This is a genomic window from Phenylobacterium sp. (genome assembly GCF_019636135.1).
Classification (GTDB): Bacteria; Pseudomonadota; Alphaproteobacteria; order Caulobacterales; family Caulobacteraceae; genus Phenylobacterium.
Genome location: NZ_JAHBYD010000006.1, coordinates 1 through 21,591 on the forward strand (window position 1 = coordinate 1; position 21,591 = coordinate 21,591).

At 67.2% G+C, this 21,591-nt stretch carries 33 protein-coding genes; all 33 read left to right on the forward strand.

What is annotated here, in order from left to right:
- The first annotated feature begins 314 nt into the window (after positions 1–314).
- The 33 genes from KF737_RS05590 to KF737_RS05750 all read left to right on the forward strand — a co-directional run bounded on the left by KF737_RS05590 (position 315) and on the right by KF737_RS05750 (position 21,590).
- A complete protein-coding gene (locus KF737_RS05590; RefSeq protein WP_296451274.1) occupies positions 315–1,151 on the forward strand; it encodes a DUF2807 domain-containing protein in 837 nt (278 codons plus the stop codon).
- A 337-nt stretch (positions 1,152–1,488) separates the two neighbouring features.
- A complete protein-coding gene (gene rpsJ, locus KF737_RS05595) occupies positions 1,489–1,794 on the forward strand; it encodes a 30S ribosomal protein S10 (protein ID WP_068876686.1) in 306 nt (101 codons plus the stop codon).
- A 13-nt stretch (positions 1,795–1,807) separates the two neighbouring features.
- Entirely contained in the window at positions 1,808–2,602 is a 795-nt protein-coding gene (rplC, locus tag KF737_RS05600; RefSeq protein WP_296451278.1) for a 50S ribosomal protein L3, read from the forward strand.
- A complete protein-coding gene (gene rplD, locus KF737_RS05605; protein ID WP_296451281.1) occupies positions 2,602–3,240 on the forward strand; it encodes a 50S ribosomal protein L4 in 639 nt (212 codons plus the stop codon). The genes rplC and rplD overlap by 1 nt, the downstream gene beginning before the upstream one ends.
- Positions 3,240–3,542: a 50S ribosomal protein L23 gene (locus tag KF737_RS05610; RefSeq protein WP_293477088.1), complete on the forward strand. Its 303-nt coding sequence runs from the start codon at positions 3,240–3,242 to the stop codon at positions 3,540–3,542. Before rplD ends, KF737_RS05610 begins: the two co-directional genes overlap by 1 nt.
- Before the next feature lie 4 nt (positions 3,543–3,546).
- Positions 3,547–4,383 carry a 50S ribosomal protein L2 gene (gene rplB / locus KF737_RS05615; RefSeq protein ID WP_296451283.1) on the forward strand — a complete coding sequence of 279 codons (837 nt, stop codon included), beginning with the start codon at positions 3,547–3,549 and terminating at the stop codon, positions 4,381–4,383.
- A gap of 3 nt (positions 4,384–4,386) precedes the next feature.
- A complete protein-coding gene (gene rpsS / locus KF737_RS05620) occupies positions 4,387–4,665 on the forward strand; it encodes a 30S ribosomal protein S19 (protein ID WP_293472738.1) in 279 nt (92 codons plus the stop codon).
- Positions 4,666–5,046, forward strand: coding sequence for a 50S ribosomal protein L22 (gene rplV / locus KF737_RS05625; protein ID WP_296451289.1), 381 nt, complete (start codon positions 4,666–4,668; stop codon positions 5,044–5,046).
- A complete protein-coding gene (rpsC, locus tag KF737_RS05630) occupies positions 5,046–5,804 on the forward strand; it encodes a 30S ribosomal protein S3 (protein WP_296451292.1) in 759 nt (252 codons plus the stop codon). The genes rplV and rpsC overlap by 1 nt, the downstream gene beginning before the upstream one ends.
- Positions 5,805–5,815: 11 nt before the next feature.
- Complete coding sequence (gene rplP / locus KF737_RS05635; RefSeq protein ID WP_293472735.1) at positions 5,816–6,244, forward strand: 50S ribosomal protein L16; 429 nt, start codon at positions 5,816–5,818, stop codon at positions 6,242–6,244.
- Positions 6,244–6,438, forward strand: a complete 195-nt coding sequence (gene rpmC, locus KF737_RS05640) for a 50S ribosomal protein L29 (RefSeq protein WP_293472734.1) — start codon at positions 6,244–6,246, stop codon at positions 6,436–6,438. The genes rplP and rpmC overlap by 1 nt, the downstream gene beginning before the upstream one ends.
- A gap of 13 nt (positions 6,439–6,451) precedes the next feature.
- Positions 6,452–6,700, forward strand: a complete 249-nt coding sequence (gene rpsQ / locus KF737_RS05645) for a 30S ribosomal protein S17 (protein ID WP_296451296.1) — start codon at positions 6,452–6,454, stop codon at positions 6,698–6,700.
- 12 nt (positions 6,701–6,712) lie between these two features.
- Complete coding sequence (gene rplN, locus KF737_RS05650; protein ID WP_111516382.1) at positions 6,713–7,081, forward strand: 50S ribosomal protein L14; 369 nt, start codon at positions 6,713–6,715, stop codon at positions 7,079–7,081.
- A complete protein-coding gene (rplX, locus tag KF737_RS05655) occupies positions 7,081–7,395 on the forward strand; it encodes a 50S ribosomal protein L24 (protein WP_296451304.1) in 315 nt (104 codons plus the stop codon). Before rplN ends, rplX begins: the two co-directional genes overlap by 1 nt.
- On the forward strand, positions 7,388–7,954 hold the full coding sequence (rplE, locus tag KF737_RS05660; RefSeq protein ID WP_293472741.1) for a 50S ribosomal protein L5: 567 nt from the start codon (positions 7,388–7,390) through the stop codon (positions 7,952–7,954). Before rplX ends, rplE begins: the two co-directional genes overlap by 8 nt.
- Positions 7,955–7,975: 21 nt before the next feature.
- Positions 7,976–8,281, forward strand: coding sequence for a 30S ribosomal protein S14 (gene rpsN, locus KF737_RS05665; protein WP_293472742.1), 306 nt, complete (start codon positions 7,976–7,978; stop codon positions 8,279–8,281).
- Between the two features lie 13 nt (positions 8,282–8,294).
- Positions 8,295–8,690 (forward strand): 30S ribosomal protein S8, encoded by a 396-nt coding sequence (gene rpsH / locus KF737_RS05670; RefSeq protein ID WP_296451311.1) that lies wholly within the window; start codon positions 8,295–8,297, stop codon positions 8,688–8,690.
- A 1-nt stretch (position 8,691) separates the two neighbouring features.
- Positions 8,692–9,225 (forward strand): 50S ribosomal protein L6, encoded by a 534-nt coding sequence (gene rplF / locus KF737_RS05675; RefSeq protein ID WP_296451315.1) that lies wholly within the window; start codon positions 8,692–8,694, stop codon positions 9,223–9,225.
- 3 nt (positions 9,226–9,228) lie between these two features.
- Positions 9,229–9,588 (forward strand): 50S ribosomal protein L18, encoded by a 360-nt coding sequence (rplR, locus tag KF737_RS05680; protein WP_296451319.1) that lies wholly within the window; start codon positions 9,229–9,231, stop codon positions 9,586–9,588.
- Positions 9,589–9,597: 9 nt separating this feature from the next.
- A complete protein-coding gene (rpsE, locus tag KF737_RS05685; protein ID WP_296451321.1) occupies positions 9,598–10,191 on the forward strand; it encodes a 30S ribosomal protein S5 in 594 nt (197 codons plus the stop codon).
- Between the two features lie 5 nt (positions 10,192–10,196).
- The gene (gene rpmD, locus KF737_RS05690; protein ID WP_296451323.1) at positions 10,197–10,388 is read left to right on the forward strand and encodes a 50S ribosomal protein L30; all 192 of its coding nucleotides are present in this window, start codon (positions 10,197–10,199) and stop codon (positions 10,386–10,388) included.
- A gap of 197 nt (positions 10,389–10,585) precedes the next feature.
- Positions 10,586–11,071: a 50S ribosomal protein L15 gene (gene rplO / locus KF737_RS05695; protein ID WP_296451326.1), complete on the forward strand. Its 486-nt coding sequence runs from the start codon at positions 10,586–10,588 to the stop codon at positions 11,069–11,071.
- Between the two features lie 83 nt (positions 11,072–11,154).
- A complete protein-coding gene (gene secY, locus KF737_RS05700; RefSeq protein ID WP_296451329.1) occupies positions 11,155–12,507 on the forward strand; it encodes a preprotein translocase subunit SecY in 1,353 nt (450 codons plus the stop codon).
- A 97-nt stretch (positions 12,508–12,604) separates the two neighbouring features.
- Positions 12,605–13,165, forward strand: a complete 561-nt coding sequence (locus tag KF737_RS05705; protein ID WP_296451331.1) for an adenylate kinase — start codon at positions 12,605–12,607, stop codon at positions 13,163–13,165.
- Positions 13,166–13,486: 321 nt separating this feature from the next.
- A complete protein-coding gene (gene rpsM / locus KF737_RS05710) occupies positions 13,487–13,855 on the forward strand; it encodes a 30S ribosomal protein S13 (protein ID WP_296451334.1) in 369 nt (122 codons plus the stop codon).
- 15 nt (positions 13,856–13,870) lie between these two features.
- Positions 13,871–14,260 carry a 30S ribosomal protein S11 gene (rpsK, locus tag KF737_RS05715; protein WP_012521811.1) on the forward strand — a complete coding sequence of 130 codons (390 nt, stop codon included), beginning with the start codon at positions 13,871–13,873 and terminating at the stop codon, positions 14,258–14,260.
- Positions 14,261–14,334: 74 nt separating this feature from the next.
- Complete coding sequence (locus tag KF737_RS05720; RefSeq protein ID WP_296451337.1) at positions 14,335–15,351, forward strand: DNA-directed RNA polymerase subunit alpha; 1,017 nt, start codon at positions 14,335–14,337, stop codon at positions 15,349–15,351.
- A gap of 359 nt (positions 15,352–15,710) precedes the next feature.
- Entirely contained in the window at positions 15,711–17,303 is a 1,593-nt protein-coding gene (locus KF737_RS05725; RefSeq protein ID WP_296451340.1) for a hypothetical protein, read from the forward strand.
- Between the two features lie 123 nt (positions 17,304–17,426).
- A complete protein-coding gene (locus KF737_RS05730) occupies positions 17,427–17,561 on the forward strand; it encodes a hypothetical protein (protein ID WP_296451342.1) in 135 nt (44 codons plus the stop codon).
- Positions 17,562–17,611: 50 nt separating this feature from the next.
- The gene (locus KF737_RS05735; protein ID WP_296451346.1) at positions 17,612–18,997 is read left to right on the forward strand and encodes a hypothetical protein; all 1,386 of its coding nucleotides are present in this window, start codon (positions 17,612–17,614) and stop codon (positions 18,995–18,997) included.
- Positions 18,998–19,311: 314 nt separating this feature from the next.
- The gene (rplQ, locus tag KF737_RS05740; RefSeq protein WP_296451349.1) at positions 19,312–19,731 is read left to right on the forward strand and encodes a 50S ribosomal protein L17; all 420 of its coding nucleotides are present in this window, start codon (positions 19,312–19,314) and stop codon (positions 19,729–19,731) included.
- Positions 19,732–19,823: 92 nt separating this feature from the next.
- Entirely contained in the window at positions 19,824–21,029 is a 1,206-nt protein-coding gene (locus KF737_RS05745) for an ectonucleotide pyrophosphatase/phosphodiesterase (RefSeq protein WP_296451352.1), read from the forward strand.
- Positions 21,030–21,110: 81 nt separating this feature from the next.
- Positions 21,111–21,590 carry a VOC family protein gene (locus KF737_RS05750; RefSeq protein WP_296451355.1) on the forward strand — a complete coding sequence of 160 codons (480 nt, stop codon included), beginning with the start codon at positions 21,111–21,113 and terminating at the stop codon, positions 21,588–21,590.
- Position 21,591 lies beyond the last annotated feature (1 nt).

A 21,591-nucleotide genomic window follows, 5' to 3' on the forward strand; every position in this document is an offset into this window, starting at 1 on the left:
TGGGGAAAGCCTCCGCGTATCTCCGCGATCTCTGCGGTTCGACTGACGGCCTTTCGGCCGCCCGCATCCATATGCGATGGCCCTGGCTGCGCAGGGGAGGGTGGACGAGGCGGAGCCGAGGCCGGGTGGGGAAGTGTGGATCAGGCGCAAGCGCCGCGTTCCGGCCCACACTTCCCCACCCTGACCGCTGCGCGGTCTGTCCCTCCCCATGAAGGGGAGGGATGGATGACATCTGAGTCATGACCGACATTTAAGCTGTGGCCACACGCCGCCACGACTAGCTTCCGGTCAACGCTTTGACTTGGGAGAGGACGATGCGTCTCCAAACGGTTCTTCTGGCGGCGGTGGCCGCGATGTCTGCGGGCGCCGCGCAGGCGGCCTCGGTCGAGATCAAGGACGCCGTCGCCCGCGTCACCGTGGTCCCCGAGGACCGCAGCGACATCAAGGTCGAGATCGTGCGCGCCAACAGCCGCCTGCCGATCCAGGTCCGCACCCTGGGCGACAAGACGATCGTCGACGGCGACCTCGACGGCCGCAACCGGATCCGCAACTGCCGCTCGTCGGGCGACAAGTCCTCGGTCGAGGTGCGCGACATCGGCCACGTCGACTGGGCCGACTTCCCGCAGATCGTGATCCACACCCCGCGCGACGTGAACGTCGGCGCCGGCGGCGCGGTGTTCGGCTCGGTGGGCCGCTCGGCCAGCCTGAAGCTGGGCAACGCCGGCTGCGGCGACTGGACCGTCGCCAACGTCGAAGGCGAGGCGCGGGTCAGCCAGGCCGGCTCGGGCGACACCCGCATGGGCTCCAGCGGGTCGTTGAAGGCCAGCGTCGCCGGCTCGGGCGACATCGCCGCCGCCGACGTGAAGGGCGGCCTCGACATCAACATCGCCGGCTCCGGCTCGGCGGTCGTGCGCTCGGTGAACGGTCCGCTGGACGTCTCGATCGCCGGCTCGGGCGACGTCCTCGTGGGCGGCGGCCGGGCGACGACCATGAAGGTCTCGGTGGCCGGTTCGGGCGACGTCGAGTTCAAGGGCGTGGCCGACAGCCTGAAGGCGCGCATCGCCGGCTCGGGCGACGTGCATGCCGACAAGGTCAACGGCGACGTCTCCAAGATGATCATGGGCTCCGGCTCGGTCCGCGTCGGGAGCTGAGACGATCCGGCGCGGGCGGGGACCGCCAGCGGGCGTCGCCGCAGAGGAAGCCGGGCGCGCCCCTTGACGGGACCGAGTCGCATCGGTATTTACGCGCCTCCTGTTGGACCGGCTGTGTGCTTCGGCACAGACGCGGCCCGCGGAACGACACGTTGAAGTGCTGTACTAGCGTTTCGTAGGAGGGCCCTCGCGGTTGCGGCGGCCCTAAGTCGTTTTGAGCGGACTATCGCGTACGGGCGTCTCTCCCCTCGTTTTTGAGGTGGGGCGTTCGGGCTGGTCTTTGAAATGGTCAAGGTCACGCGGGCGCCCGCCGTCTGTAGGGAAACGTAAGAGCGAAATGGCTCAAAACATTCGCATCAGGCTCAAAGCCTTCGATCACCGCGTGCTGGACCATTCCACCCGCGAGATCGTGAATACGGCGAAGCGCACCGGCGCCGCCGTCCGTGGGCCCATTCCGCTGCCCACGCGCATCGAGAAGTTCACCGTCAACCGTTCGCCGCACATCGACAAGAAGTCGCGCGAGCAGTTCGAGATCCGCACGCACAAGCGCGTGCTCGACATCGTCGACCCCACCCCGCAGACCGTGGACGCGCTCATGAAGCTCGACCTGTCCGCCGGCGTGGACGTCGAGATCAAGCTCTGAGGGGATTGATCTCATGCGCACTGGCGTAATCGCTAAAAAGCTCGGGATGGCCCGCTTCTTCGACGAAGCCGGCGCCCACGTGCCCGTGACCGTGCTCAGCCTCGAGGGCTGTCAGGTCGTGGCCCACCGCACCAGCGAGAAGGACGGCTACGTCGCCCTCCAGCTCGGCGCGGGCCGGAAGAAGGCCAAGAACACCTCGAAGGGCCTCCGCGGCCACTTCGCCAAGGGCCAGGTCGAGCCGAAGGCCAAGCTGGTCGAGTTCAAGGTCTCCGAGGACAACCTCATCGACGTGGGCGCGGAGATCACCGCCGACCACTACGTCGAAGGCCAGAAGATCGACATCACCGGCACGACGGTCGGCAAGGGCTTCGCCGGCGCCATGAAGCGCTGGAACTTCGGCGGCCTGCGCGCCACCCACGGCGTCTCGGTCAGCCACCGCTCGCACGGTTCGACCGGCAACCGCCAGGACCCGGGCCGTACGTTCCCGGGCAAGAAGATGGCCGGCCACCTCGGCCAGGAAACCGTCACCACCCTCAACCTCACCGTCTGGCGCGTCGACGTCGAGCGCGGCCTGATCCTCGTGAAGGGCGCCGTGCCCGGCACGGAAGGCTCGTTCGTGAAGATCCGCGACGCGGTGAAGTCGGCCCTGCCGGCGGACGCCCCGAAGCCGGGCGCGTTCAAGGGCGCCGGCGCGGAAGCCGCTCCGGCCGCTGTCGCCGCCGAGGAAGCTCCGGTCGAAGAGACCGCGGCGGCCGCCGAGGCTCCTGCCGCTCAAGAGGCCCCGAAGTCCGAAGGGGACGAAGCCTAATGAAACTCGACGTCATCAAGCTGGACGGCGGGAAGGGCGGCTCGATCGAGCTCCCCGACGATATCTTCGGCATCGAAGAGATCCGCGCCGACATCCTGCAACGCGTGATCACCTGGCAACTGGCCAAGCGCCGCTCGGGCAATCACAAGATCCAGGTCCGCAACGAGGTCTCCCGCACCTCGAAGAAGATGTACAAGCAGAAGGGCACCGGCGGCGCCCGTCACGGCTCGCGCCGGGCGGCCCAGTTCGTCGGCGGCGCCAAGGCCCACGGCCCGGTCGTCCGCAGCCACGCGTTCGACCTGCCCAAGAAGGTCCGCGCGCTGGCCCTGAAGCACGCGCTCTCGTCGAAGGCCAAGGACGGCTCGCTGATCGTGGTCGACACGGTCGCGGTCAAGGAAGCCAAGACGGCCGCCCTGCGCGATCAGCTCGGCAAGCTGGGCGTGACCAACGCGCTGGTGATCGCCGGCGCCGAGGTCGACAAGAACTTCGGCCTCGCGGCCCGCAACATCCCGAACGTGGACGTGCTGCCGAACGCCGGCCTGAACGTCTATGACGTGCTCCGCCGCCGCACCCTGGTCCTGACCAAGGACGCGGTGGACGGCATCCGGGCGCGCCTTTCGCCTGAGGAGGCCGCGTGATGGCCGTCGAGCCCACAGTCCGCCACTACGACACCATCCTGTCGCCGATCATCACGGAGAAGGCCACGCTGCTCTCCGAGCAGAACAAGGTCGTCTTCCGCGTCGCCGGCGACGCCTCGAAGGACGAGATCGCCGCCGCGGTCGAAGCGCTGTTCAAGGTCAACGTCACGAAGGTCAACACGATCAACGTGAAGGGCAAGACCAAGCGCTTCCGCGGCATCATGGGGCGCCGGTCCGACGTCAAGAAAGCGATCGTGACGCTGGCCGAAGGCCAGTCGATCGACATCACCACGGGGCTCTAGGCCGATGGCTCTGAAGCAGTTCAATCCGACTTCGCCGGGCCGCCGCCAGCTCGTCCTGGTCGACAAGTCCGAGCTCCACAAGGGCCGGCCGGAGAAGTCGCTCGTCGAAGGCCTGACCAAGTCGGGCGGTCGGGGCGGCAACGGCCGCATCGCGGTTCGCTTCCGCGGCGGCGGCGCCAAGCGCCTCTACCGGATCATCGACTTCAAGCGCCGCAAGTTCGACGTGCCCGCCACGGTCGAGCGCCTGGAGTACGACCCGAACCGTTCGGCCTTCATCGCCCTGGTGAAGTACGCCGACGGCGAGCTCAGCTACATCCTGGCCCCCCAGCGCCTGAAGGTCGGCGACACCATCGTCGCCGCCGAGAAGGCCGACGTGAAGCCGGGCAATGCGATGCCGCTCCGTGGCATGCCGATCGGCACCATCATCCACAATGTGGAGATGAAGCCGATGAAGGGCGGGCAGATCGCCCGTTCGGCCGGCGCCTACGCCCAACTGGTCGGCCGCGACGCCGGCTACGCCCAGATCCGCCTGAACTCGGGCGAGCTGCGCATGGTGATGGACGGCTGCATCGCCACGGTGGGCGCGGTGTCGAACCCCGACCACATGAACGAGAACCTCGGCAAGGCCGGCCGCGCCCGTCACAAGGGCCGCCGTCCGCACGTCCGCGGCGTCGCCATGAACCCGATCGACCACCCGCACGGCGGCGGCGAAGGCCGCACCTCGGGCGGCCGTCACCCGGTCACCCCGTGGGGCCAACCCACGAAGGGCCGCAAGACCCGCAAGAACAAGGCGACGGACAAGTTCATCATCCGCTCGCGTCACGCTCGGAAGGCTCGCTAAGCCATGACCCGTTCCGTCTGGAAAGGCCCGTTCGTCGACGGGTATCTGCTCAAGAAGGCCGAGGCCGTTCAGTCCTCGGGCCGCAAGGACGTCATCAAGACCTGGTCGCGCCGCTCGACCATCATGCCCCAGTTCGTGGGCCTGACCTTCGGCGTGCACAATGGCCAGAAGCACGTCCCGGTGCTCATCTCGGAAGACATGGTCGGCATGAAGCTGGGCGAGTTCGCGCCCACGCGCTTCTTCCCCGGCCACGCGGCCGACAAGAAGGCCAAGAGGAAGTAAATGAGCAAGCAAGCCAAGGCTCGCCGGTATACGGCCGCCGAAGCGGTGGCGAAGGTGCGGAGCGTCCGCATCAGCCCCCGCAAGCTCAACCTCGTCGCTCAGTCCATCCGTGGCCTGAAGGTGCAGCGGGCCCTGAACGAGCTGGAGTTCAGCTCGCGCCGGATCGCCGCCGACGTGCGCAAGGCGCTCTACTCGGCGATCTCGAACGCCGAGAACAACCACAACCTCGACATCGACTCGCTGGTCGTCGCCGAGGCGTACGTGGGCAAGAACCTCGTGATGAAGCGCTTCCATGCCCGCGCCCGCGGCCGTGCGTCGCGCGTCGAGAAGCCGTTCAGCGAGATCACGATCGTGGTCCGCGAAGTGGGTGAGGCCGCCTGATGGGTCACAAAGTCAATCCGGTCGGGCTCCGCCTCGGCATCAACCGCACCTGGGACAGCCGCTGGTTCGCCGACGGCCCCGAGTACGGCAAGCTCCTGCACGAAGACATCAAGGTCCGTCGCGCGCTGAAGAAGCGCCTGAACCAGGCCGGCGTGTCGCGGATCATCATCGAGCGTCCGCACAAGAAGTGCCGCATCACCATCTATGCCGCGCGCCCGGGCGTGATCATCGGCAAGAAGGGCGCGGACATCGAGAAGCTGCGCAAGGACGTCGCCGCCATGACGGACGGCGAGATCCACCTGAACATCGTCGAGATCCGCAAGCCGGAGACCGACGCCCAGCTCGTCGCCGAGAACATCGCCCAGCAGCTCGAGCGCCGCGTCGCGTTCCGCCGCGCCATGAAGCGGTCGCTGCAGAGCGGCATGCGCCTGGGCGCGAAGGGCATGCGCATCGAGGTCGCCGGCCGCCTGGGCGGCGCGGAGATCGCCCGCGCCGAGTCCTATCAGGAAGGTCGCGTGCCGCGTCACACCCTGCGGGCCGACATCGACTACGGCGTCACCGAAGCCCGGACCACCTACGGCATCATCGGCGTGAAGGTGTGGGTCTTCAAGGGCGAGGTCCTCGACCACGACCCGATGGCCCTCGACAAGCGCCTGGCCAGCGAGAGCGGCCCTGCCGGCGAAGGCGGCGGGCGCGATCGTGACCGCCCGGACCGCGGCCCGCGCCGCGAGCGCCGCGGCGAGCCGCAGAACGCTTGAGGATCTGAGAGATGCTTTCCCCTAAGCGCACCAAGTACCGCAAGCAGTTCAAGGGCCGCATCCACGGCCTGGCGAAGGGCGGCTTCACCCTGAACTTCGGCTCGTACGGCCTGAAGTCGGTCGAGCCCGAGCGCATCACCGCGCGCCAGATCGAAGCGGCCCGCCGCGCGATCACGCGCCAGATGAAGCGCCAGGGCCGGGTGTGGATCCGCATCTACCCCGACGTCCCGGTCACCGGGAAGCCGGCCGAGGTCCGGATGGGCAAGGGCAAGGGCTCGGTCGAGTTCTGGGCCGCCCGCGTCCACCCCGGCCGGATCATGTTCGAAATCGACGGCGTGCCGGACGATGTGGCCCGTGAAGCCCTGCGCCTCGGCGCGGCGAAGCTTCCGATCAAGACCCGCATCGTGACCCGCATCGACGCGCCCGTGGAGCACGCGTGATGAAGATCGACGAAGTCCGGGGCATGACGCCCGACCAACTGAACGACACGCTCGTGAGCCTGAAGAAGGAGCAGTTCAACCTGCGCTTCCAGAAGGCGACGGGCCAGATCGAGAAGACCCACCGCGTGGACCAGGTGCGCAAGGACATCGCGCGCATCAAGACCGTCCTGCGCGGCAAGCAGGCCCAGGCCTGAGGAGATAGGACGAATGCCTAAGCGAATCCTCGAAGGCGAGGTCGTCTCCGACAAGGGCGACAAGACGGTCGTGGTGAAGGTCGAGCGGACCTTCCTGCACCCGGTGCTGAAGAAGACCGTCCGCCGGTCGAAGAAGTACCACGCCCACGACGAGGCCAACGCCTGCAAGGTCGGCGAGACCGTGCGCATCATCGAATGCGCGCCCCGCTCCAAGACGAAAACCTGGGAAGTGCTGCCTGCCGGCGGCGCGGCCCAAGCGTAAGGATCGACAGTCATGATCCAGATGCAGACTAACCTGGACGTCGCCGACAACTCGGGCGCCCGCCGGGTCATGTGCATCAAGGTGCTGGGCGGCGCGAAGCGCCGTTACGCCAGCGTCGGCGACAAGATCGTCGTCTCCGTGAAGGAGGCGATCCCGCGCGGCCGCGTGAAGAAGGGCGATGTGCTGCAGGCCATCGTCGTGCGCACCAGCCAGGCCATCAAGCGCAAGGACGGTTCGGTCATCCGCTTCGACAAGAACGCGGCCGTGATCGTGAACAAGCAATCCGAGCCGATCGGCACGCGGATCTTCGGCCCGGTTCCCCGCGAACTGCGCGCCAAGAACCACATGAAGATCATTTCGCTCGCGCCCGAGGTGCTGTGATGGCCGCGAAGATCAAGAAGGGGGACCGCGTCGTGGTCCTCACCGGCAAGGACAAGGGCCGCCAGGGCGCCGTCCTGAAGGTCCTGCCGCAGGACAACCGCGTCGTCGTGGAAGGCCTGAACATGGTTCAGCGCCACACGCGCCCGACCCAGTTCGATCCGCAGGGCGGCATCAAGAACAAGGAAGCGTCGATCCACCTGTCGAACGTGGCCGTCGTCGATTCGAAGGGCAAGCCGACCCGCGTCGGCTTCAAGGTCGAAGGCGACAAGAAGGTCCGTATCGCCAAGACGACGGGCGAGGTGATCAATGGCTGATCAAGCTTACGAACCGCGGCTCAAGACCGAGTACCGCCAGCGCATCCGCGGGAAGCTGAAGGAAAAGTTCGGCTACACCAACGAGATGCAGATCCCGAAGATCGAGAAGATCGTGATCAACATGGGCGTGGGCGAAGCTGTCGCCGACTCCAAGAAGATCAATTCGGCGATGGCGGACCTGGCGAAGATCGCCGGCCAGAAGCCGGTGGCCACGAAGGCGCGCCTGTCGATCGCGACGTTCAAGCTTCGCGAAGGCATGACGGTCGGCTGCAAGGTCACGCTGCGCAAGGATCAGATGTACGAGTTCCTCGACCGCCTGATCACCATCGCGCTGCCGCGCGTGAAGGACTTCCGGGGCCTGAAGCCCACGTCCTTCGACGGCCGCGGCAACTACGCCATGGGCCTCAAGGAGCACATCGTGTTCCCGGAGATCAACTACGACCAGATCGACCAGATCTGGGGCATGGACATCATCGTCACCACCACTGCGAAGACCGATGACGAAGCTCGCGAGCTTCTCAGGGAATTCCAGTTCCCGTTCGTCCAAGCGCAAGCGTAACGGCCGGGAAGGAACAGACACATGGCAAAGAAAAGCGCCGTCAACCGCAACGAGCGGGTCAAGAAGCTGGTGAAGACCTACGCCGCGAAGCGCGCTGCGCTGAAGGCGACGGCCAACGACGCCAAGCTCGCGCCCGAAGAGCGTTTCGAAGCCCGCCTCAAGCTGGCCGAGCTTCCGCGCAACTCGTCCAAGACCCGGATCCGCAACCGCTGCGAAGTCACCGGTCGCCCGCGTGCGTACTATCGGAAGCTGAAGATGAGCCGGATCTCGCTGCGTGAGCTCGGGTCCGCGGGCCTCATCCCCGGCCTCGTCAAGTCGAGCTGGTAAGGGAGGATCACAGATGGTCAACGACCCCATCGGCGATCTGATCGCCCGTATCAAGAACGCCGCCGCGCGCGGCCGCAACAAGCTCTCGACGCCCGCGTCGAAGATGCGTGCGCGCCTGCTCGATGTGCTGCTCGAAGAGGGTTACATCCGCGGCTACCACCTGGTGGAGAAGCCCGGCGCGTTCCCCGAGTTCGAGATCGAGCTCAAGTACTTCGACGGCGCCCCGGTGATCGTGGAGATCGCCCGCGTCTCGAAGCCGGGCCGTCGCGTCTATTCGTCGATCAAGGACCTGAAGCCGGTGAAGAACGGCCTCGGGATCTCGATCCTGTCGACGCCGAAGGGCGTCATGTCGGACACCGCGGCCCGCGAGGCCAACGTGGGCGGCGAAGTGCTCTGCAGGGTCTACTAGGATGTCCCGTATCGGAAAGAAGGCGGTCGCCATTCCGTCCGGCGTGACGGTGACCCTCGACGGCCAGACGGTCACGGTGAAGGGGCCCAAGGGCCAGCTCGCCTGGACGGTCGCCGAGGAGATCGAGGTCAGGCAGGAGGGCGCCGAGCTCGTCCTGGCCAAGCGCGAGGACACCACCCGCGCGCAGGCGATGTGGGGCCTGTCCCGCACGCTGGTGAACAACATGGTCGTGGGCGTCACCACCGGCTACGAGCGCACGCTCGAGCTGGTCGGCGTCGGCTACCGCGCCGCGATGAAGGGCTCCGCGCTCTCCATGCAGCTCGGCTTCAGCCACGACGTGGACATCCCGCCGCCCGCCGGCGTGACCTTCGCCGTGCCGAAGCAGACCGAGATCAAGATCTCGGGCATCGACAAGCAAGTGGTCGGCGAAATCGCCGCCCGGATCCGCCGCATCCGTCCGCCGGAACCCTACAAGGGCAAGGGCGTGCGCTATCAGGGCGAAACGGTCCGGCGCAAGGAAGGCAAGAAGAAGTAGGCCATGGCCCTTTCTCCCCGCAACGCAACCCTCCGCCGCGCCCAGCGCGTCCGCACCCACCTCAAGAAGGTGGCGAACGGTCGCCCGCGCCTGTCGATCTTCCGTTCGGCCAAGAACATCTACGCCCAGGTCATCGACGATGCCGCCGGCGTGACGCTCGCGGCCGCGTCCTCGCTGGAAGGCGGGAAGGGCAAGACCAAGGGCTCCGACAGGGACGCCGCCGCCAAGGTGGGCGCCCTCGTCGCCCAGCGCGCGATCGAAAAGGGCGTCAAGGACGTCGTCTTCGACCGTGGCGGCTATCTGTACCACGGCCGGGTGAAGGCCCTGGCCGACGCGGCTCGTGAAGCCGGCCTGAATTTCTAAGGAACGATCATGGCTCGCAGAGACGAACAGCGCGGCGATCGTCGCAACCGCTCGAACGAAGAAGAGCGCGACAGCGAAATCGTCGAGAAGCTGGTGCATATCAACCGCGTCGCGGCCACCGTGAAGGGCGGCCGCCGGTTCTCGTTCGCCGCCCTCATGGTGGTCGGCGATCAGAAGGGCCGCGTGGGCTACGGTCACGGCAAGGCGCGCGAAGTGCCGGAAGCCATCCGCAAGGCGACCGAGGAAGCCAAGAAGTCGATGATCCGCGTGCCCCTGCGCGAATCCCGCACGCTGCACCACGACGGCAACGGCCGTTGGGGCGCGGGCAAGGTGATGGTCCGCGCGGCGCCTCCCGGCACCGGCGTCATCGCCGGCGGCCCGATGCGCGCGGTGCTCGAAACCCTCGGCGTCCAGGACGTCGTCGGCAAGTCGGTCGGCTCGTCGAACCCCTACAACATGGTGCGCGCGACGTTCGAAGCGCTGAAGGCCCAGTCCTCGCCCCGCCAGGTTGCGGCCAAGCGCGGCAAGAAGGTCTCGGACGTGATCGGCCGCCGCGCCGACGGCGCCTCGACGGCTGCGGCCGCCGCGGACGCGGAAGGTTAAGTCTCATGGCCCCCAAATCTGAAGCCAAGGTCACCGTTCGCCAGACCGCCAGCCCGATCCGCCGCAAGAGCGACCAGCGCGCCACCCTCGTGGGCCTGGGCCTCAACCGCGTGGGCCGCACGTCGACCCTCGAGGACACCCCCTCGGTGCGCGGCATGATCGCCAAGGTCCATCACCTCGTCGAGGTGGTGGAGTAGGGCCGCCATGATCCCTCCCCTTCAGGGGAGGGTGTCTCGGGCGGAGCCCGAGACGGGTGGGGAGGTCTGAAGCTCCCTGGACGTCTCGCGGTTTCCCCACCCCGCTCGCTTCGCGAGCGACCCTCCCCTGAAGGGGAGGGATTGAAAAACCGCCGAGTCCGGCCTCCGCCGGGCGCCAGATCTCCAAGGAGAGGCACATGACGAAACTCAACGAACTCGCCCCGAAGGACGGCTCCACCAAGGGCCGCATGCGCGTCGGCCGCGGCCCGGGATCGGGCAAGGGCAAGACCGCCGGCCGCGGCGTGAAGGGCCAGAAGGCGCGCTCGGGCGTCGCCATCCAGGGCTTCGAAGGCGGCCAGATGCCGCTGCACATGCGCATGCCCAAGCGCGGCTTCAACAGCCGCAACCGCAAGGACTTCGCCGAGGTGAACCTGTGGCGCATCGAGCAGGCGATCGAAGCCGGCAAGCTCGACGCCAAGACGGCCATCGACGCCGAGGCCCTGCTGGCCGCCGGCGTCATCCGCCGCGCCAAGGACGGCGTGAAGCTGCTGGGCGAGGGCGAACTGAAGTCGAAGCTCACCCTGACCGTCTATTCGGCCACCGCCTCGGCCCGCGCGGCCGTGGAGAAGGCCGGCGGCTCCCTGACCACCACCAAGCCGGAAGCCGCCGCGGCCGAGGCCTGAGCCGGACTGTGACAACACCGCCCTCGCCATCGGGGGCGGCGCGTCCTATCTGAGCACGACCACCGAGTCAGGGGATTTGCTGCATGGCATCGGCTGCTGAACAGCTCGCCGCCAATCTGAACTTCGACGCCTTCGCCAAGGCGACGGAGCTCCACAAGCGCATCTGGTTCACCCTCTGGGCGATGGTCGTCTATCGCCTGGGGACCTACATCCCGATCCCCGGCATCGACCCGGTGGCCTTCCAGGAGGCGTTCTCGGGCCAGGCCCAGGGCATCCTGGGGATGTTCAACATGTTCTCGGGCGGCGCCGTCCAGCGGATGGCCATCTTCGCCCTGAACGTGATGCCCTACATCTCGGCGTCGATCATCGTGCAACTGCTCGGCACCGTCTATCCGCCGTGGGAGAAGTTGCGGAAGGAAGGCGGGGAGGCGGGGCGCAAGACGCTCAACCAGTACACCCGCTACCTGACCGTGGTGCTGGCCATCTTCCAGAGCCTCTCGATCGCCGTGGGCCTGTCGCAGAGCCCCGGCCTCGTCGAGCATCCCGGCCTCTTCTTCATCGTCTCCACCGTCGTGACGCTGACGGGCGGCACCATGTTCCTGATGTGGCTGGGCGAGCAGATCACCAGCCGCGGCGTGGGCAACGGCATCTCGCTGATCATCTTCGCCGGCATCGTCGCGGTCCTGCCGCAGTACGTGGTCCAGGCGCTGGAGCTCACCCGCACCGGCTCGATGACCGCCGGCGTGCTGATCGTGATCGTGGTGCTCGCCGTGGTGGTCACCATGGCCATCGTCTTCATGGAGCGCTCGCAGCGGCGCCTCCTGGTGCAGTACCCGAAGCGCCAGGTGGGCAACCGCATGTTCGGCGGCGACACCAGCTTCCTGCCGCTCAAGATCAACACCTCGGGCGTGATCCCGCCGATCTTCGCCAGCTCGCTGCTGCTGCTGCCGGCGACGGCGATGGGCTTCGCGGTCACCGCCGACCTGCCGGAATGGCTGCAATGGCTGCCGTTCGCCGTGGGCCAGCTCCAGCACGGCCAGCCGCTGTTCGTGGTGCTGTACGGCCTGCTGATCGTGTTCTTCTGCTTCTTCTACACCTCGGTCGTGTTCAACCCCGAGGACACCGCGGAGAACCTGCGCAAGTACGGCGGCTTCCTGCCCGGCATCCGCCCCGGCAAGCGCACGGCCGAGTACCTGGACTATGTGCTGACCCGGCTGACGGTGATCGGCGCGGCCTACATCGCCGCCGTCTGCCTGCTGCCCGAGATCCTGATCGGCGCGCTGGGCACCCAGCAGTTCTACCTGGGCGGCACGTCGCTGCTCATCGTGGTCAGCGTCACCATGGACACGGTGGCCCAGATCCAGTCGCACCTTCTGGCCCACCAGTACGAGGGCCTGATCAAGAAGTCGAAGCTGCGGGGCCGCGGCCGCAACTAGGGGCGGCCTTCGACCCGATCGGCTGACAAGTCTTTGCTGACGCTGGGGCACGGCGCCACCAAGAGCGCCTCGTCCGAGAGTGTGGGGGAGTGCTGATATGAACCTGATCCTGTTCGGGCCGCCGGCGGCGGGCAAGGGCACCCAGGCCAAGCGCCTGGTCGAGGGCCGCAACATGGTCCAGCTCTCCACGGGCGACATGCTGCGCGCGGCGATCGCGTCGGGCTCCGAGCTCGGCAAGCGCGTCGAAGGGATCATGCAGCGTGGCGACCTGGTCTCGGACGAGATCGTCATCGAGCTGATCGAGAGCCGGCTGCCCGAGGCCGAGGCCGCCGGCGGCGCGATCTTCGACGGCTTTCCCCGCACCCTGGCCCAGGCCGAGGCGCTGGACATCATGCTGAAGGGCCGCGGCCGCCAGATCGACCTGGTGGTCCGCCTCAAGGTCGACGACGAGGCGCTGAAGCAGCGCATCGCCGGCCGTTTCGCCGAATCGGGCCGGCCGGACGACAACCCCGACAGCTTCGCGATCCGCCTGAACGCCTACAACACCCAGACCGCGCCGCTGCTGCCGTACTACGCGGGGCAGGGCAAGCTGGTCGAAGTCGACGGCATGGGTTCGGTCGATCAGGTCGCCGCCGGCATCGACGCGGCGATGGGGTAGCCGCCACAGGCGCCGTCCTTCGACACGAAACCCGCTTCCCCCGCGCGTTGCGCGATCCGCATCCCCGTGCTTACCTTGAGTCCTCGCCGGGCGTGGCTGAGCCCCGGCGATCGACGAGCCCGGCGCGGGCAGGGGAGCCCCTGGCGCGTGCAGGATTTCGTTCACAATTCCGCGTTTCCGGCATTGACGGGCGCGCGCCGATCCATATAACGAAGCGCTTCCGCGAAAGAGCGCGAAAGACGCGCCGGCCGACGCCTGTGGGTGTTGAGGGTCGGGGCGCCGTTCGCGCTTCTCTTGCGTGATCCTAGGAGATTACCTCACGTGGCCCGTATCGCTGGCGTCAACATTCCCACGAACAAGCGCGTCGTGATCGCGCTGCAGTACATCCATGGCATCGGCGAGGCGAAGGCCCGCGAGATCGTCAGCAAGGTCGGCATCGAGGACGCGCGCCGCGTCAACCAGCTCACCGACCAGGAAGTCCTGCAGATCCGCGAGACGATCGACCGCGACTACATGGTCGAAGGCGACCTCCGCCGCGAGACCGCGGTCAACATCAAGCGCCTGATGGACCTGGCCTGCTACCGCGGCCTGCGTCACCGCAAGGGCCTGCCGGTCCGCGGCCAGCGCACGCACACCAACGCCCGCACCCGCAAGGGTCCGGCCAAGCCGATCGCCGGCAAGAAGAAGTAAGAGAGCGTCAAGCCGATGGCCAAGGAACCTGCGCGCGTCAAACGCCGCGAGCGCAAGAACATCACGTCGGGCGTGGCGCACGTGAACGCCTCGTTCAACAACACCATGGTGACCATCACCGACGCGCAGGGGAACACGATCTCCTGGTCCAGCGCCGGCCTGATGGGCTTCAAGGGTTCGCGTAAGTCGACGCCCTACGCCGCCCAGATGGCGGCGGAAGACGCCGGCCGCAAAGCCGCCGAACACGGCGTGCGCACGCTGGAAGTCAACGTCTCGGGCCCCGGCTCGGGCCGCGAGTCCGCGCTCCGCGCCCTGCAGGCGGTGGGTATGACGATCACCACTATCCGGGATGTGACGCCCATTCCGCACAACGGCTGCCGCCCGCCCAAGCGCCGGCGCGTCTAGCCGTCAGACTGCAATTCCCTGACGCCGGCCCTCGCGAATTGCGGCCGGCGATCCTGCGTTTTCGAGGGACACCCGTGATCGAACGAAACTGGAATGAACTAATCCGTCCCGAGAAGCCGCAAATCGAGACCGGCGCCGACGCCAGCCGCAAGGCGCGTCTGGTGGCCGAGCCCCTCGAGCGCGGGTTCGGCGTGACGCTCGGCAACAGCCTGCGCCGCGTGCTTCTCTCCTCCCTGCAGGGCGCGGCCGTGACCGCGGTGCAGATCGACGGCGTGGTCCACGAGTTCTCCTCGCTGGAAGGCGTGCGTGAGGACGTCGTCGACATCGTCCTCAACATCAAGCAACTGGCGCTGCGCATGCACGCCGAGGGCCCGAAGCGCATGACGCTCCGCGCCACCGGCCCGGGCCCGGTCACCGCCGGCCAGATCGAAGCGCCCTCGGACATCGAGATCCTGAACCCCGACCATGTGCTCTGCACGCTGGACGACGGCGCCAACGTGCGCATGGAGTTCACGGTCAACACCGGCAAGGGCTATGTCGCCGCCGACCTGAACCGTCCCGAGGACGCCCCGATCGGCCTCATCGCCGTCGACGCCCTCTACTCGCCGGTCAAGCGCGTCGCCTATCGGGTCGAACCGACCCGCCAGGGCCAGTCGCTCGACTACGACAAGCTGGTCATGGAAGTGGAGACCAACGGCGCGGTCAGCCCCGTCGACGCGGTGGCCTACGCCGCCCGCATCCTCCAGGACCAGCTCCAGATCTTCATCACCTTCGAAGAACCGAAGAAGAAGGTCGAGGGCGAGGCCAAGCCGGAACTGCCGTTCAACCCGGCGCTGCTGAAGAAGGTCGACGAGCTGGAGCTGTCGGTCCGCTCGGCCAACTGCCTGAAGAACGACAACATCGTCTACATCGGCGACCTGATCCAGAAGACGGAGGCGGAGATGCTCCGCACCCCGAACTTCGGCCGCAAGTCGCTGAACGAGATCAAGGAAGTGCTCGCCGGCATGGGCCTCCACCTCGGCATGGACGTGCCGAACTGGCCGCCGGAGAACATCGAAGAGCTCGCGAAGAAGTTCGAAGACCAGATGTAGGCGGGCTGCCGGGCCGCCCGATGCGGCCTCCACCGTGACGGAATGTGTTCAACCCGCGGCGTCCTCGCCGCGGGTTGTTCTTTCCGGGGCCGTGCTGGCCGAGGAGCAGACACGCCCTGACGTGGCGCGCCGCCATCCGCGCCCCGAAAGGTCCACCTGATCTCCCTGCCGCCCTACAGCGACCACAAACCCGATCGAGCAGGTCCAGCCCCGCAACGTCGAGGCCACCTGGCGAAAGGCCGTCGAACTCCTCGACCTCTTCAGCCCACAGGAATGCGCCAACTACCTCGCAAACCCAGGATATGGTTCTGTGTGATTGCGGCCCGCTTTGGCTTGGCGGAACGCTCGGGGGATAGGTGATGTCGGAGGCTGCGCAAGGGATCATGTCGGAGAGAAGCCGCGCGGCTTCTCTGGCTCTGGCTTCGGCGGCGTTCGCGTTGCCACTGCTCGCGAGCCTTGTGAACCTGCTCAAGTTCGACGACTATCCCATCGCATCCCGTGAGGTCTGGCCCATCTACGCCGGGCTCGTTGCGTTGGGCGGCGCCATCGCGCTCATCCACCTCGCCACGCCGCGTATCATACGGACATTGATTGAGGCGGCCTTTGTCGCCCTGGTGGTCGACATCAACTCCGACGGCGTACTCTGGGTCGTTCTGTCGGCCACGGCGACGCTCGTGGTCGGCCTGCTGTCCAGGCGGTCCCTGATTTCTCCGATGGCGTTCGGCGGCGGCCTCCTGCTGCTCCTCTGCGTAGTGGGCGTCGGTGATTCCGCGAAACGCGCCGTCCGACCGATCGCAAGTTCCTCCTCGCTCCGGCCCACGGTGCTGCACATCATCCTGGACGAGCACGGCGGGATCGCAGGCCTGCCGGCGGAAAACCCAGCGACGCCGGCGCGCCGCGAGACGCTCAAGGCGATCTACCTCGGGCAGGGCTTCCGGGTCTACGGCGCGGCATACAGCCAGCACATGCGGACGACCGCTGCCGTACCGCAGATCCTGAACTTCGGTCGTACCCTGCCGATCCGTGAAGACAACCGTGGCGGAGGTCTCCTGCTGCGGTCCAGCGCCTACTTCGACTTCCTGAGGAAGCAAGGGTACGCCTTGCGCGTCTACGAGTCCTCATGGGTGGACTTGTGCGCAAATGACCCCGCCGTGAGCTGTGTCCGCTACGACGAGGGCGGGCTGAGCGGGTTGCGCAAGGCCGCGATTCCGCTCGGCGAGAAGAGCATGATCATCCTCATCAAGATGTTGGCTCGCTCGGCGGCGGTCCATGAAGCCGTGTCACTCTACGACCGGCATGCTGTTCCATTCGCGAGGCGGAACGGACTGGCGTTGGATACGCTGTCACTGGCCAATATCAGCCTCACCAGTTCGTTACAGTCCCTTGAAATAACAAATAAACTCATCGAAGACCTGGCCCAAGCCAAGCCGGGCCAAGCCTATGTTGCGCACGTTCTCCTGCCCCACTATCCCTACGTGCTGCGTGGCGATTGTCGAGTGAAGCCTCGCCGGGAGTGGCTGTATCGTCACTTTGGCGGCGTCATTCGCGAGCGAGAGGACGCGGCCTATGAGCAGATGCTGTGCGTCGCGCGAAAGGTGCAGGCAGCGACCGCTGCGCTTGAGCACTCCGAAGCGGGGCGAAACAGCATCGTCGTGATCCATGGCGATCACGGGTCTCGAATTACAGTTCACGATCCTCGGGCCGGAGCGCCGCCAGCAGGCCGCGATCTGGTCGCTGGATACGCGACCTTGTTCGCCGTCAAGGCGCCGGGCGTGGATGCCGGCTATGAACCCCGCCCTGCCCGGGTGGACGACCTATTGGCCGCCTTTGCGCGCAGCAACTTCACAGCGGCGCCTGTCCCACAGCCGGCGCGTCAGGAGATTTTTCTGGAGGACGCCAAGTGGCGCCCGGCGATGCGCGCCCGCCTGCCCGAAAATTGGGCGGCGCGCTAGCCGGTCGCTCGACACGCGAATCTTGTTGAATGTTGTGTGACAGTTGGGTGAAGGTTGAGTGAATATTATCGCTCGGGGTGCGAGATGGGACGAGTAGTGAGAATTTCGGCGTCGACTGCTGGCTTGGCCTTGGCGTACACGGCGATCGCCAGTCCTGCTTTCGCCTATCTCGACGGCGCCACCGGCAGCATGATCCTCCAGGCGGTGATTGCGGGCCTGGCGACGGGCCTGATGTTCTTCCGCACGCAACTCGCCTGAGTGAAGAGCTTCTTCACCCGTGGGCGGAAGAGCAGTTCGCAGGACGGAAAATGACGGTTTCCGCTATTGACCCCGGGTCGTTCCGGGATCCCGGCGGACGCATCTTCCTTCATGGCGCGCGGGTGCTGCGGGCGGTGATGTCCGTGAGCGCCGACGCTTACGTCGCGGTGCGGGACGCAGGCCTGCTGCGCAGCCTTGCTGAGCGCGGCCTCCTGCTTGACGCGAAGGAGATCGATCCGTCCATCCTCGACGAGGTCCAGCCACCCCCGGCCTTCGTGCTGGAGCACCCGCGGATTCCGTTCATCAGCTATCCTTACGAGTGGAGCTTCTCGCTCCACCGCCGTGCGGCGCTGCACCAGCTCGACCTGCACCTGGAAGCGCTGGACGCCGGGTTCACACTGAGCGACGCCACCGCATACAATGTGCAGTTCGAGGGCACGAGGCCGGTCTTCATCGACCATCTCTCGCTGAGGCCCTATCGCGAGGGTGAGTTCTGGATCGGCCACCGGCAGTTCTGCCAGCAATTCCTCAATCCACTGCTCATGTGGACGCTGGTGAAGGTGCAGCCTAACGCGTGGTTCCGCGGCAGCCTGGAAGGGATCGATCCCGAGGCGCTGGCGCCGCTGCTGCCGTTGTCCAAGAAGCTCTCCTTCACGGTTATGACCCACGTCGTGGCGCAGGCGGCGCTTCAGAATCGGTCGGTCAGGTCAGGTCAATCCGCGGCGCCCACGGGCAAGCTTCCCCTGAACGGGTTCAAGGCGCTGCTGTCTGGCCTGCGCGACTACATCGCCAAAATGAAGGTCGGCGACGACCGGACCGTCTGGAGCGACTACGCGACCCACAACAGCTACGCCGCCTCCGAAGCGCAGGCGAAGCGGGCCTTTGTCGGCGAGTCGGTCGCGGCCATCGAACCGAAGCTGATGTTCGACTTCGGCTGTAACACCGGCGACTATTCGGAGGTGGGCCTCGACGCGGGCGCGAAGTACGTCGTCGGCTTCGACTACGATCATGGCGCTCTCGAGCAGGCCTTTCGGCGGTTCGAGGCCAGCAAGCGGCCCATGCTGCCGCTGTGGCTCGACGCGGCCAATCCCAGCCCTTCACAGGGCTGGGCGGAGCAGGAGCGCAAGGGTCTGTCCGAACGGGCCCGGGGCGATTTCCTGGTGGCGCTCGCGTTCATCCATCACATCGTGATCGGCCGGAACGTCCCGTTGCCCATGGCGCTGGATTGGCTGGTCGGCATGGCGCCGGCCGGCGTAATCGAGTTCCCGCCGAAGAGCGATCCGATGGTGCAGCGACTGCTGGCGACGCGGGAGGACATCTTCCCCGACTACAGCGTCGAAGCTTTCACCGCACTGCTCGGCGAACGCGCGCGCGTCGTCCGCTCGCAGCAGCTCGCGGAGAACGGCCGCGTGCTCGTCGCCTACGACCGAACCTGACGGCCGGCTCGAAAGTCGAGCCGTGACCGCGACGCAGATGGAACCAGAGGCTTGCTCTTCCGAGCGTAAGGCCGTAGAGAGCGCGCCTCGCGCGACCGAGGGGACGACCATCCTGGCGTCATCCGAAGAGCTCGCTAAGACGTTCGAAGACCAGATGTAACAAGCCTACCGCGCCGACTCCGGGCCGCAACCTGCGGCCTGGGCCTGATGAAGCCGCAATCGCGGTGGAGGACCCCGGCGCCTCGTGATGACCCAGGCGGGAGCAGGCTGGGATTGGTCAGGTTCAGCGGGCCGGAGAGCCCAGGAGATACGAGATGCGTCACGGTAAAGCCCACCGCAAACTGGGTCGTACGACCGCCCACCGCACCGCCATGTTCGCGAACATGTCGGCCAGCCTGATCAAGCACGAGCAGATCGTCACGACCCTGCCGAAGGCGAAGGAACTGCGCCCGGTCGTCGAGAAGCTGGTCACGCTCGCCAAGCGCGGCGACCTGCACGCCCGTCGCCAGGCGATCAGCCAGGTCCGCGACGTCGAGCAGGTCGGCAAGCTCTTCAGCGTGCTCGGCCCGCGCTACAAGGACCGCAACGGCGGCTACATCCGCGTGCTAAAGGCGGGCTACCGCCACGGCGACAACGCGGCCATGGCCGTGATCGAGTTCGTCGACCGCGACCCGGCCGAAAAGGGCAAGGACTCCGGTCCGACCGCCGAGCAAGGCTTCGGCGCCGAAGACTAAGCTTCGGTCCACGACCGACTGAGAAGCCCCGGAAGCCTGCTTCCGGGGCTTTTCGTTTGCGCGGGTGTCACGCGCGGCGGTTAGCTAAGGCCATGCTCCGCGCCCTGGCCCTCGTCCTGACGCTCCTGGCTGTGGCCCTCGCCGCACCGTCCGCCGCGGCGGACCGGCCGCTCACCCTGCTGATCTCCATCGACGGCTTCCGCGCGGACTACCTGGACCGCGGCGTGACGCCGGTGCTCTCGCGGCTCGCGGAGGCGGGCGCGCGGGGCGCGATGCGGCCGTCGTTCCCGTCGAAGACCTTCCCGAACCACTACACCCTGGTCACCGGGCTGCGGCCCGACCGCAACGGGATCGTCGAGAACAACATGGAAGATCCCGCCATTCCGGGCGTGACCTTCAGGATGTCGAACCGCGACGCGGTGCGGGACCGCCGCTGGTGGGACGGGGCCGAGCCGATCTGGGTGACGGCCGAGAAGGCGGGCATCCCGACCGCGCCCTACTTCTGGCCGGGCGCGGAGGCGGCGATCCATGGCGTGCGGCCGCGCTACTGGGTCAAGTTCGACATGGACACGCCCAATGCGGCGCGGGTGGACCAGGTGCTGGCCTGGCTGGACCTGCCGCCGGCGAAGCGGCCGCGGTTCGCGACCCTCTACTTCGACACCGTGGACACCGCCGGTCACGACTATGGCCCGGAGTCCGCCGAGGTGAACGCGGCCGTCGCCGGCGTGGACGCCCAGATCGGGCGGCTGATCGAGGCGCTGGAGGCGAGGGGGCTTGCGGCCAACCTCGTCGTGGTCGCCGACCATGGGATGGCCGCGCTCTCCGAGGCGCGGAAGGCCTACATGGACGACATCCTGCCGAAGGCGGCGTACCGGTCGCTGGCGGGCGGGGCGTTCATGACGATCTATCCTGCGAAGGGGCGCGAGGCCGAGGTCGATCGGGCGCTCATCGCGGCGCACGAGCACTTCCAGTGCTGGCGGAAGGCCGAGATGCCGGGGCGGTTCCGCTACGGCCGCAATCCAAGGGTCGCGCCGTACTTCTGCCTGGCGCAGACCGGCTGGGCGCTGACGACCCGGAACTACCGCCCATCGAACCCGGAGCGGGGCGCCCACGGGTTCGATCCGGCCAGCGCCGAGATGGCGGCGGTCTTCATCGCGCAGGGGCCGGCGTTCCGGGCGGGCGTGCGGCTGGCGGACTTCAACAACGTCAGCGTCTATCCGCTGCTGGCGCGGCTGGTGGGGGTGGCGGCCAGGCCGAACGACGGGGAACTGGCGGACGTCGCGCCGGCGCTGAAGTGAGGCCGGCCCGCAAGGCGGCGCCCCTTGACCATATAGTTGCGGTATGAGTTAAATATTGGCGTTGAACGCAAGGAGATCGCCATGAGCGAACGCCCCGCCGTCGTGCCGTGTGTCTTCTACAAGGACCCCATCGCCGCCCTGAAGTGGCTGGAGCAGGCGTTCGGGTTCGAGCTGACGGTGCTGCTGACCGACGCGGAGGGCAATGTCGGCCATTCCGAGATGGCGTTCCTGAACTCGGCGATCAGCGTGGGCGGCGAGTGGGCCGGGCCGCAACTGGGCGGCGCGTCGATGAAGTCGCCGGCGAGCCTGGGCGGAGCGGGGACGCAGTTCCTGCGCATCGCGCTGCCCGACGGGCTCGATGCCCACTGCGAGCGGGCGCGGGCGGCGGGCGCGCGGATCACCGCCGAGCCGGAGGACCAGTTCTACGGCGACCGCACCTACCGCGCGATGGACCCCGAGGGGCACATCTGGAACTTCAGCCAGGCGGTGCGCGTGGTCTCGGGCGCGGAGATGGAGCAGGCGTCGGGTCTGAAGATCCGCACCTCGCTGGAAGGGGCCTGAG

Excerpts from the sequence above, each read along its gene's own strand:
- KF737_RS05590 (WP_296451274.1), top strand. The coding sequence starts at position 315 with ATGCGTCTCCAAACGGTTCTTCTGGCGGCGGTGGCCGCGATGTCTGCG.
- rpsJ (WP_068876686.1), top strand. The coding sequence starts at position 1,489 with ATGGCTCAAAACATTCGCATCAGGCTCAAAGCCTTCGATCACCGCGTG.
- rplC (WP_296451278.1), top strand. The coding sequence starts at position 1,808 with ATGCGCACTGGCGTAATCGCTAAAAAGCTCGGGATGGCCCGCTTCTTC.
- rplD (WP_296451281.1), top strand. The coding sequence starts at position 2,602 with ATGAAACTCGACGTCATCAAGCTGGACGGCGGGAAGGGCGGCTCGATC.
- KF737_RS05610 (WP_293477088.1), top strand. The coding sequence starts at position 3,240 with ATGGCCGTCGAGCCCACAGTCCGCCACTACGACACCATCCTGTCGCCG.
- rplB (WP_296451283.1), top strand. The coding sequence starts at position 3,547 with ATGGCTCTGAAGCAGTTCAATCCGACTTCGCCGGGCCGCCGCCAGCTC.
- rpsS (WP_293472738.1), top strand. The coding sequence starts at position 4,387 with ATGACCCGTTCCGTCTGGAAAGGCCCGTTCGTCGACGGGTATCTGCTC.
- rplV (WP_296451289.1), top strand. The coding sequence starts at position 4,666 with ATGAGCAAGCAAGCCAAGGCTCGCCGGTATACGGCCGCCGAAGCGGTG.
- rpsC (WP_296451292.1), top strand. The coding sequence starts at position 5,046 with ATGGGTCACAAAGTCAATCCGGTCGGGCTCCGCCTCGGCATCAACCGC.
- rplP (WP_293472735.1), top strand. The coding sequence starts at position 5,816 with ATGCTTTCCCCTAAGCGCACCAAGTACCGCAAGCAGTTCAAGGGCCGC.
- rpmC (WP_293472734.1), top strand. The coding sequence starts at position 6,244 with ATGAAGATCGACGAAGTCCGGGGCATGACGCCCGACCAACTGAACGAC.
- rpsQ (WP_296451296.1), top strand. The coding sequence starts at position 6,452 with ATGCCTAAGCGAATCCTCGAAGGCGAGGTCGTCTCCGACAAGGGCGAC.
- rplN (WP_111516382.1), top strand. The coding sequence starts at position 6,713 with ATGATCCAGATGCAGACTAACCTGGACGTCGCCGACAACTCGGGCGCC.
- rplX (WP_296451304.1), top strand. The coding sequence starts at position 7,081 with ATGGCCGCGAAGATCAAGAAGGGGGACCGCGTCGTGGTCCTCACCGGC.
- rplE (WP_293472741.1), top strand. The coding sequence starts at position 7,388 with ATGGCTGATCAAGCTTACGAACCGCGGCTCAAGACCGAGTACCGCCAG.
- rpsN (WP_293472742.1), top strand. The coding sequence starts at position 7,976 with ATGGCAAAGAAAAGCGCCGTCAACCGCAACGAGCGGGTCAAGAAGCTG.
- rpsH (WP_296451311.1), top strand. The coding sequence starts at position 8,295 with ATGGTCAACGACCCCATCGGCGATCTGATCGCCCGTATCAAGAACGCC.
- rplF (WP_296451315.1), top strand. The coding sequence starts at position 8,692 with ATGTCCCGTATCGGAAAGAAGGCGGTCGCCATTCCGTCCGGCGTGACG.
- rplR (WP_296451319.1), top strand. The coding sequence starts at position 9,229 with ATGGCCCTTTCTCCCCGCAACGCAACCCTCCGCCGCGCCCAGCGCGTC.
- rpsE (WP_296451321.1), top strand. The coding sequence starts at position 9,598 with ATGGCTCGCAGAGACGAACAGCGCGGCGATCGTCGCAACCGCTCGAAC.
- rpmD (WP_296451323.1), top strand. The coding sequence starts at position 10,197 with ATGGCCCCCAAATCTGAAGCCAAGGTCACCGTTCGCCAGACCGCCAGC.
- rplO (WP_296451326.1), top strand. The coding sequence starts at position 10,586 with ATGACGAAACTCAACGAACTCGCCCCGAAGGACGGCTCCACCAAGGGC.
- secY (WP_296451329.1), top strand. The coding sequence starts at position 11,155 with ATGGCATCGGCTGCTGAACAGCTCGCCGCCAATCTGAACTTCGACGCC.
- KF737_RS05705 (WP_296451331.1), top strand. The coding sequence starts at position 12,605 with ATGAACCTGATCCTGTTCGGGCCGCCGGCGGCGGGCAAGGGCACCCAG.
- rpsK (WP_012521811.1), top strand. The coding sequence starts at position 13,871 with ATGGCCAAGGAACCTGCGCGCGTCAAACGCCGCGAGCGCAAGAACATC.
- KF737_RS05725 (WP_296451340.1), top strand. The coding sequence starts at position 15,711 with ATGTCGGAGGCTGCGCAAGGGATCATGTCGGAGAGAAGCCGCGCGGCT.
- KF737_RS05735 (WP_296451346.1), top strand. The coding sequence starts at position 17,612 with ATGACGGTTTCCGCTATTGACCCCGGGTCGTTCCGGGATCCCGGCGGA.
- rplQ (WP_296451349.1), top strand. The coding sequence starts at position 19,312 with ATGCGTCACGGTAAAGCCCACCGCAAACTGGGTCGTACGACCGCCCAC.
- KF737_RS05745 (WP_296451352.1), top strand. The coding sequence starts at position 19,824 with ATGCTCCGCGCCCTGGCCCTCGTCCTGACGCTCCTGGCTGTGGCCCTC.
- KF737_RS05750 (WP_296451355.1), top strand. The coding sequence starts at position 21,111 with ATGAGCGAACGCCCCGCCGTCGTGCCGTGTGTCTTCTACAAGGACCCC.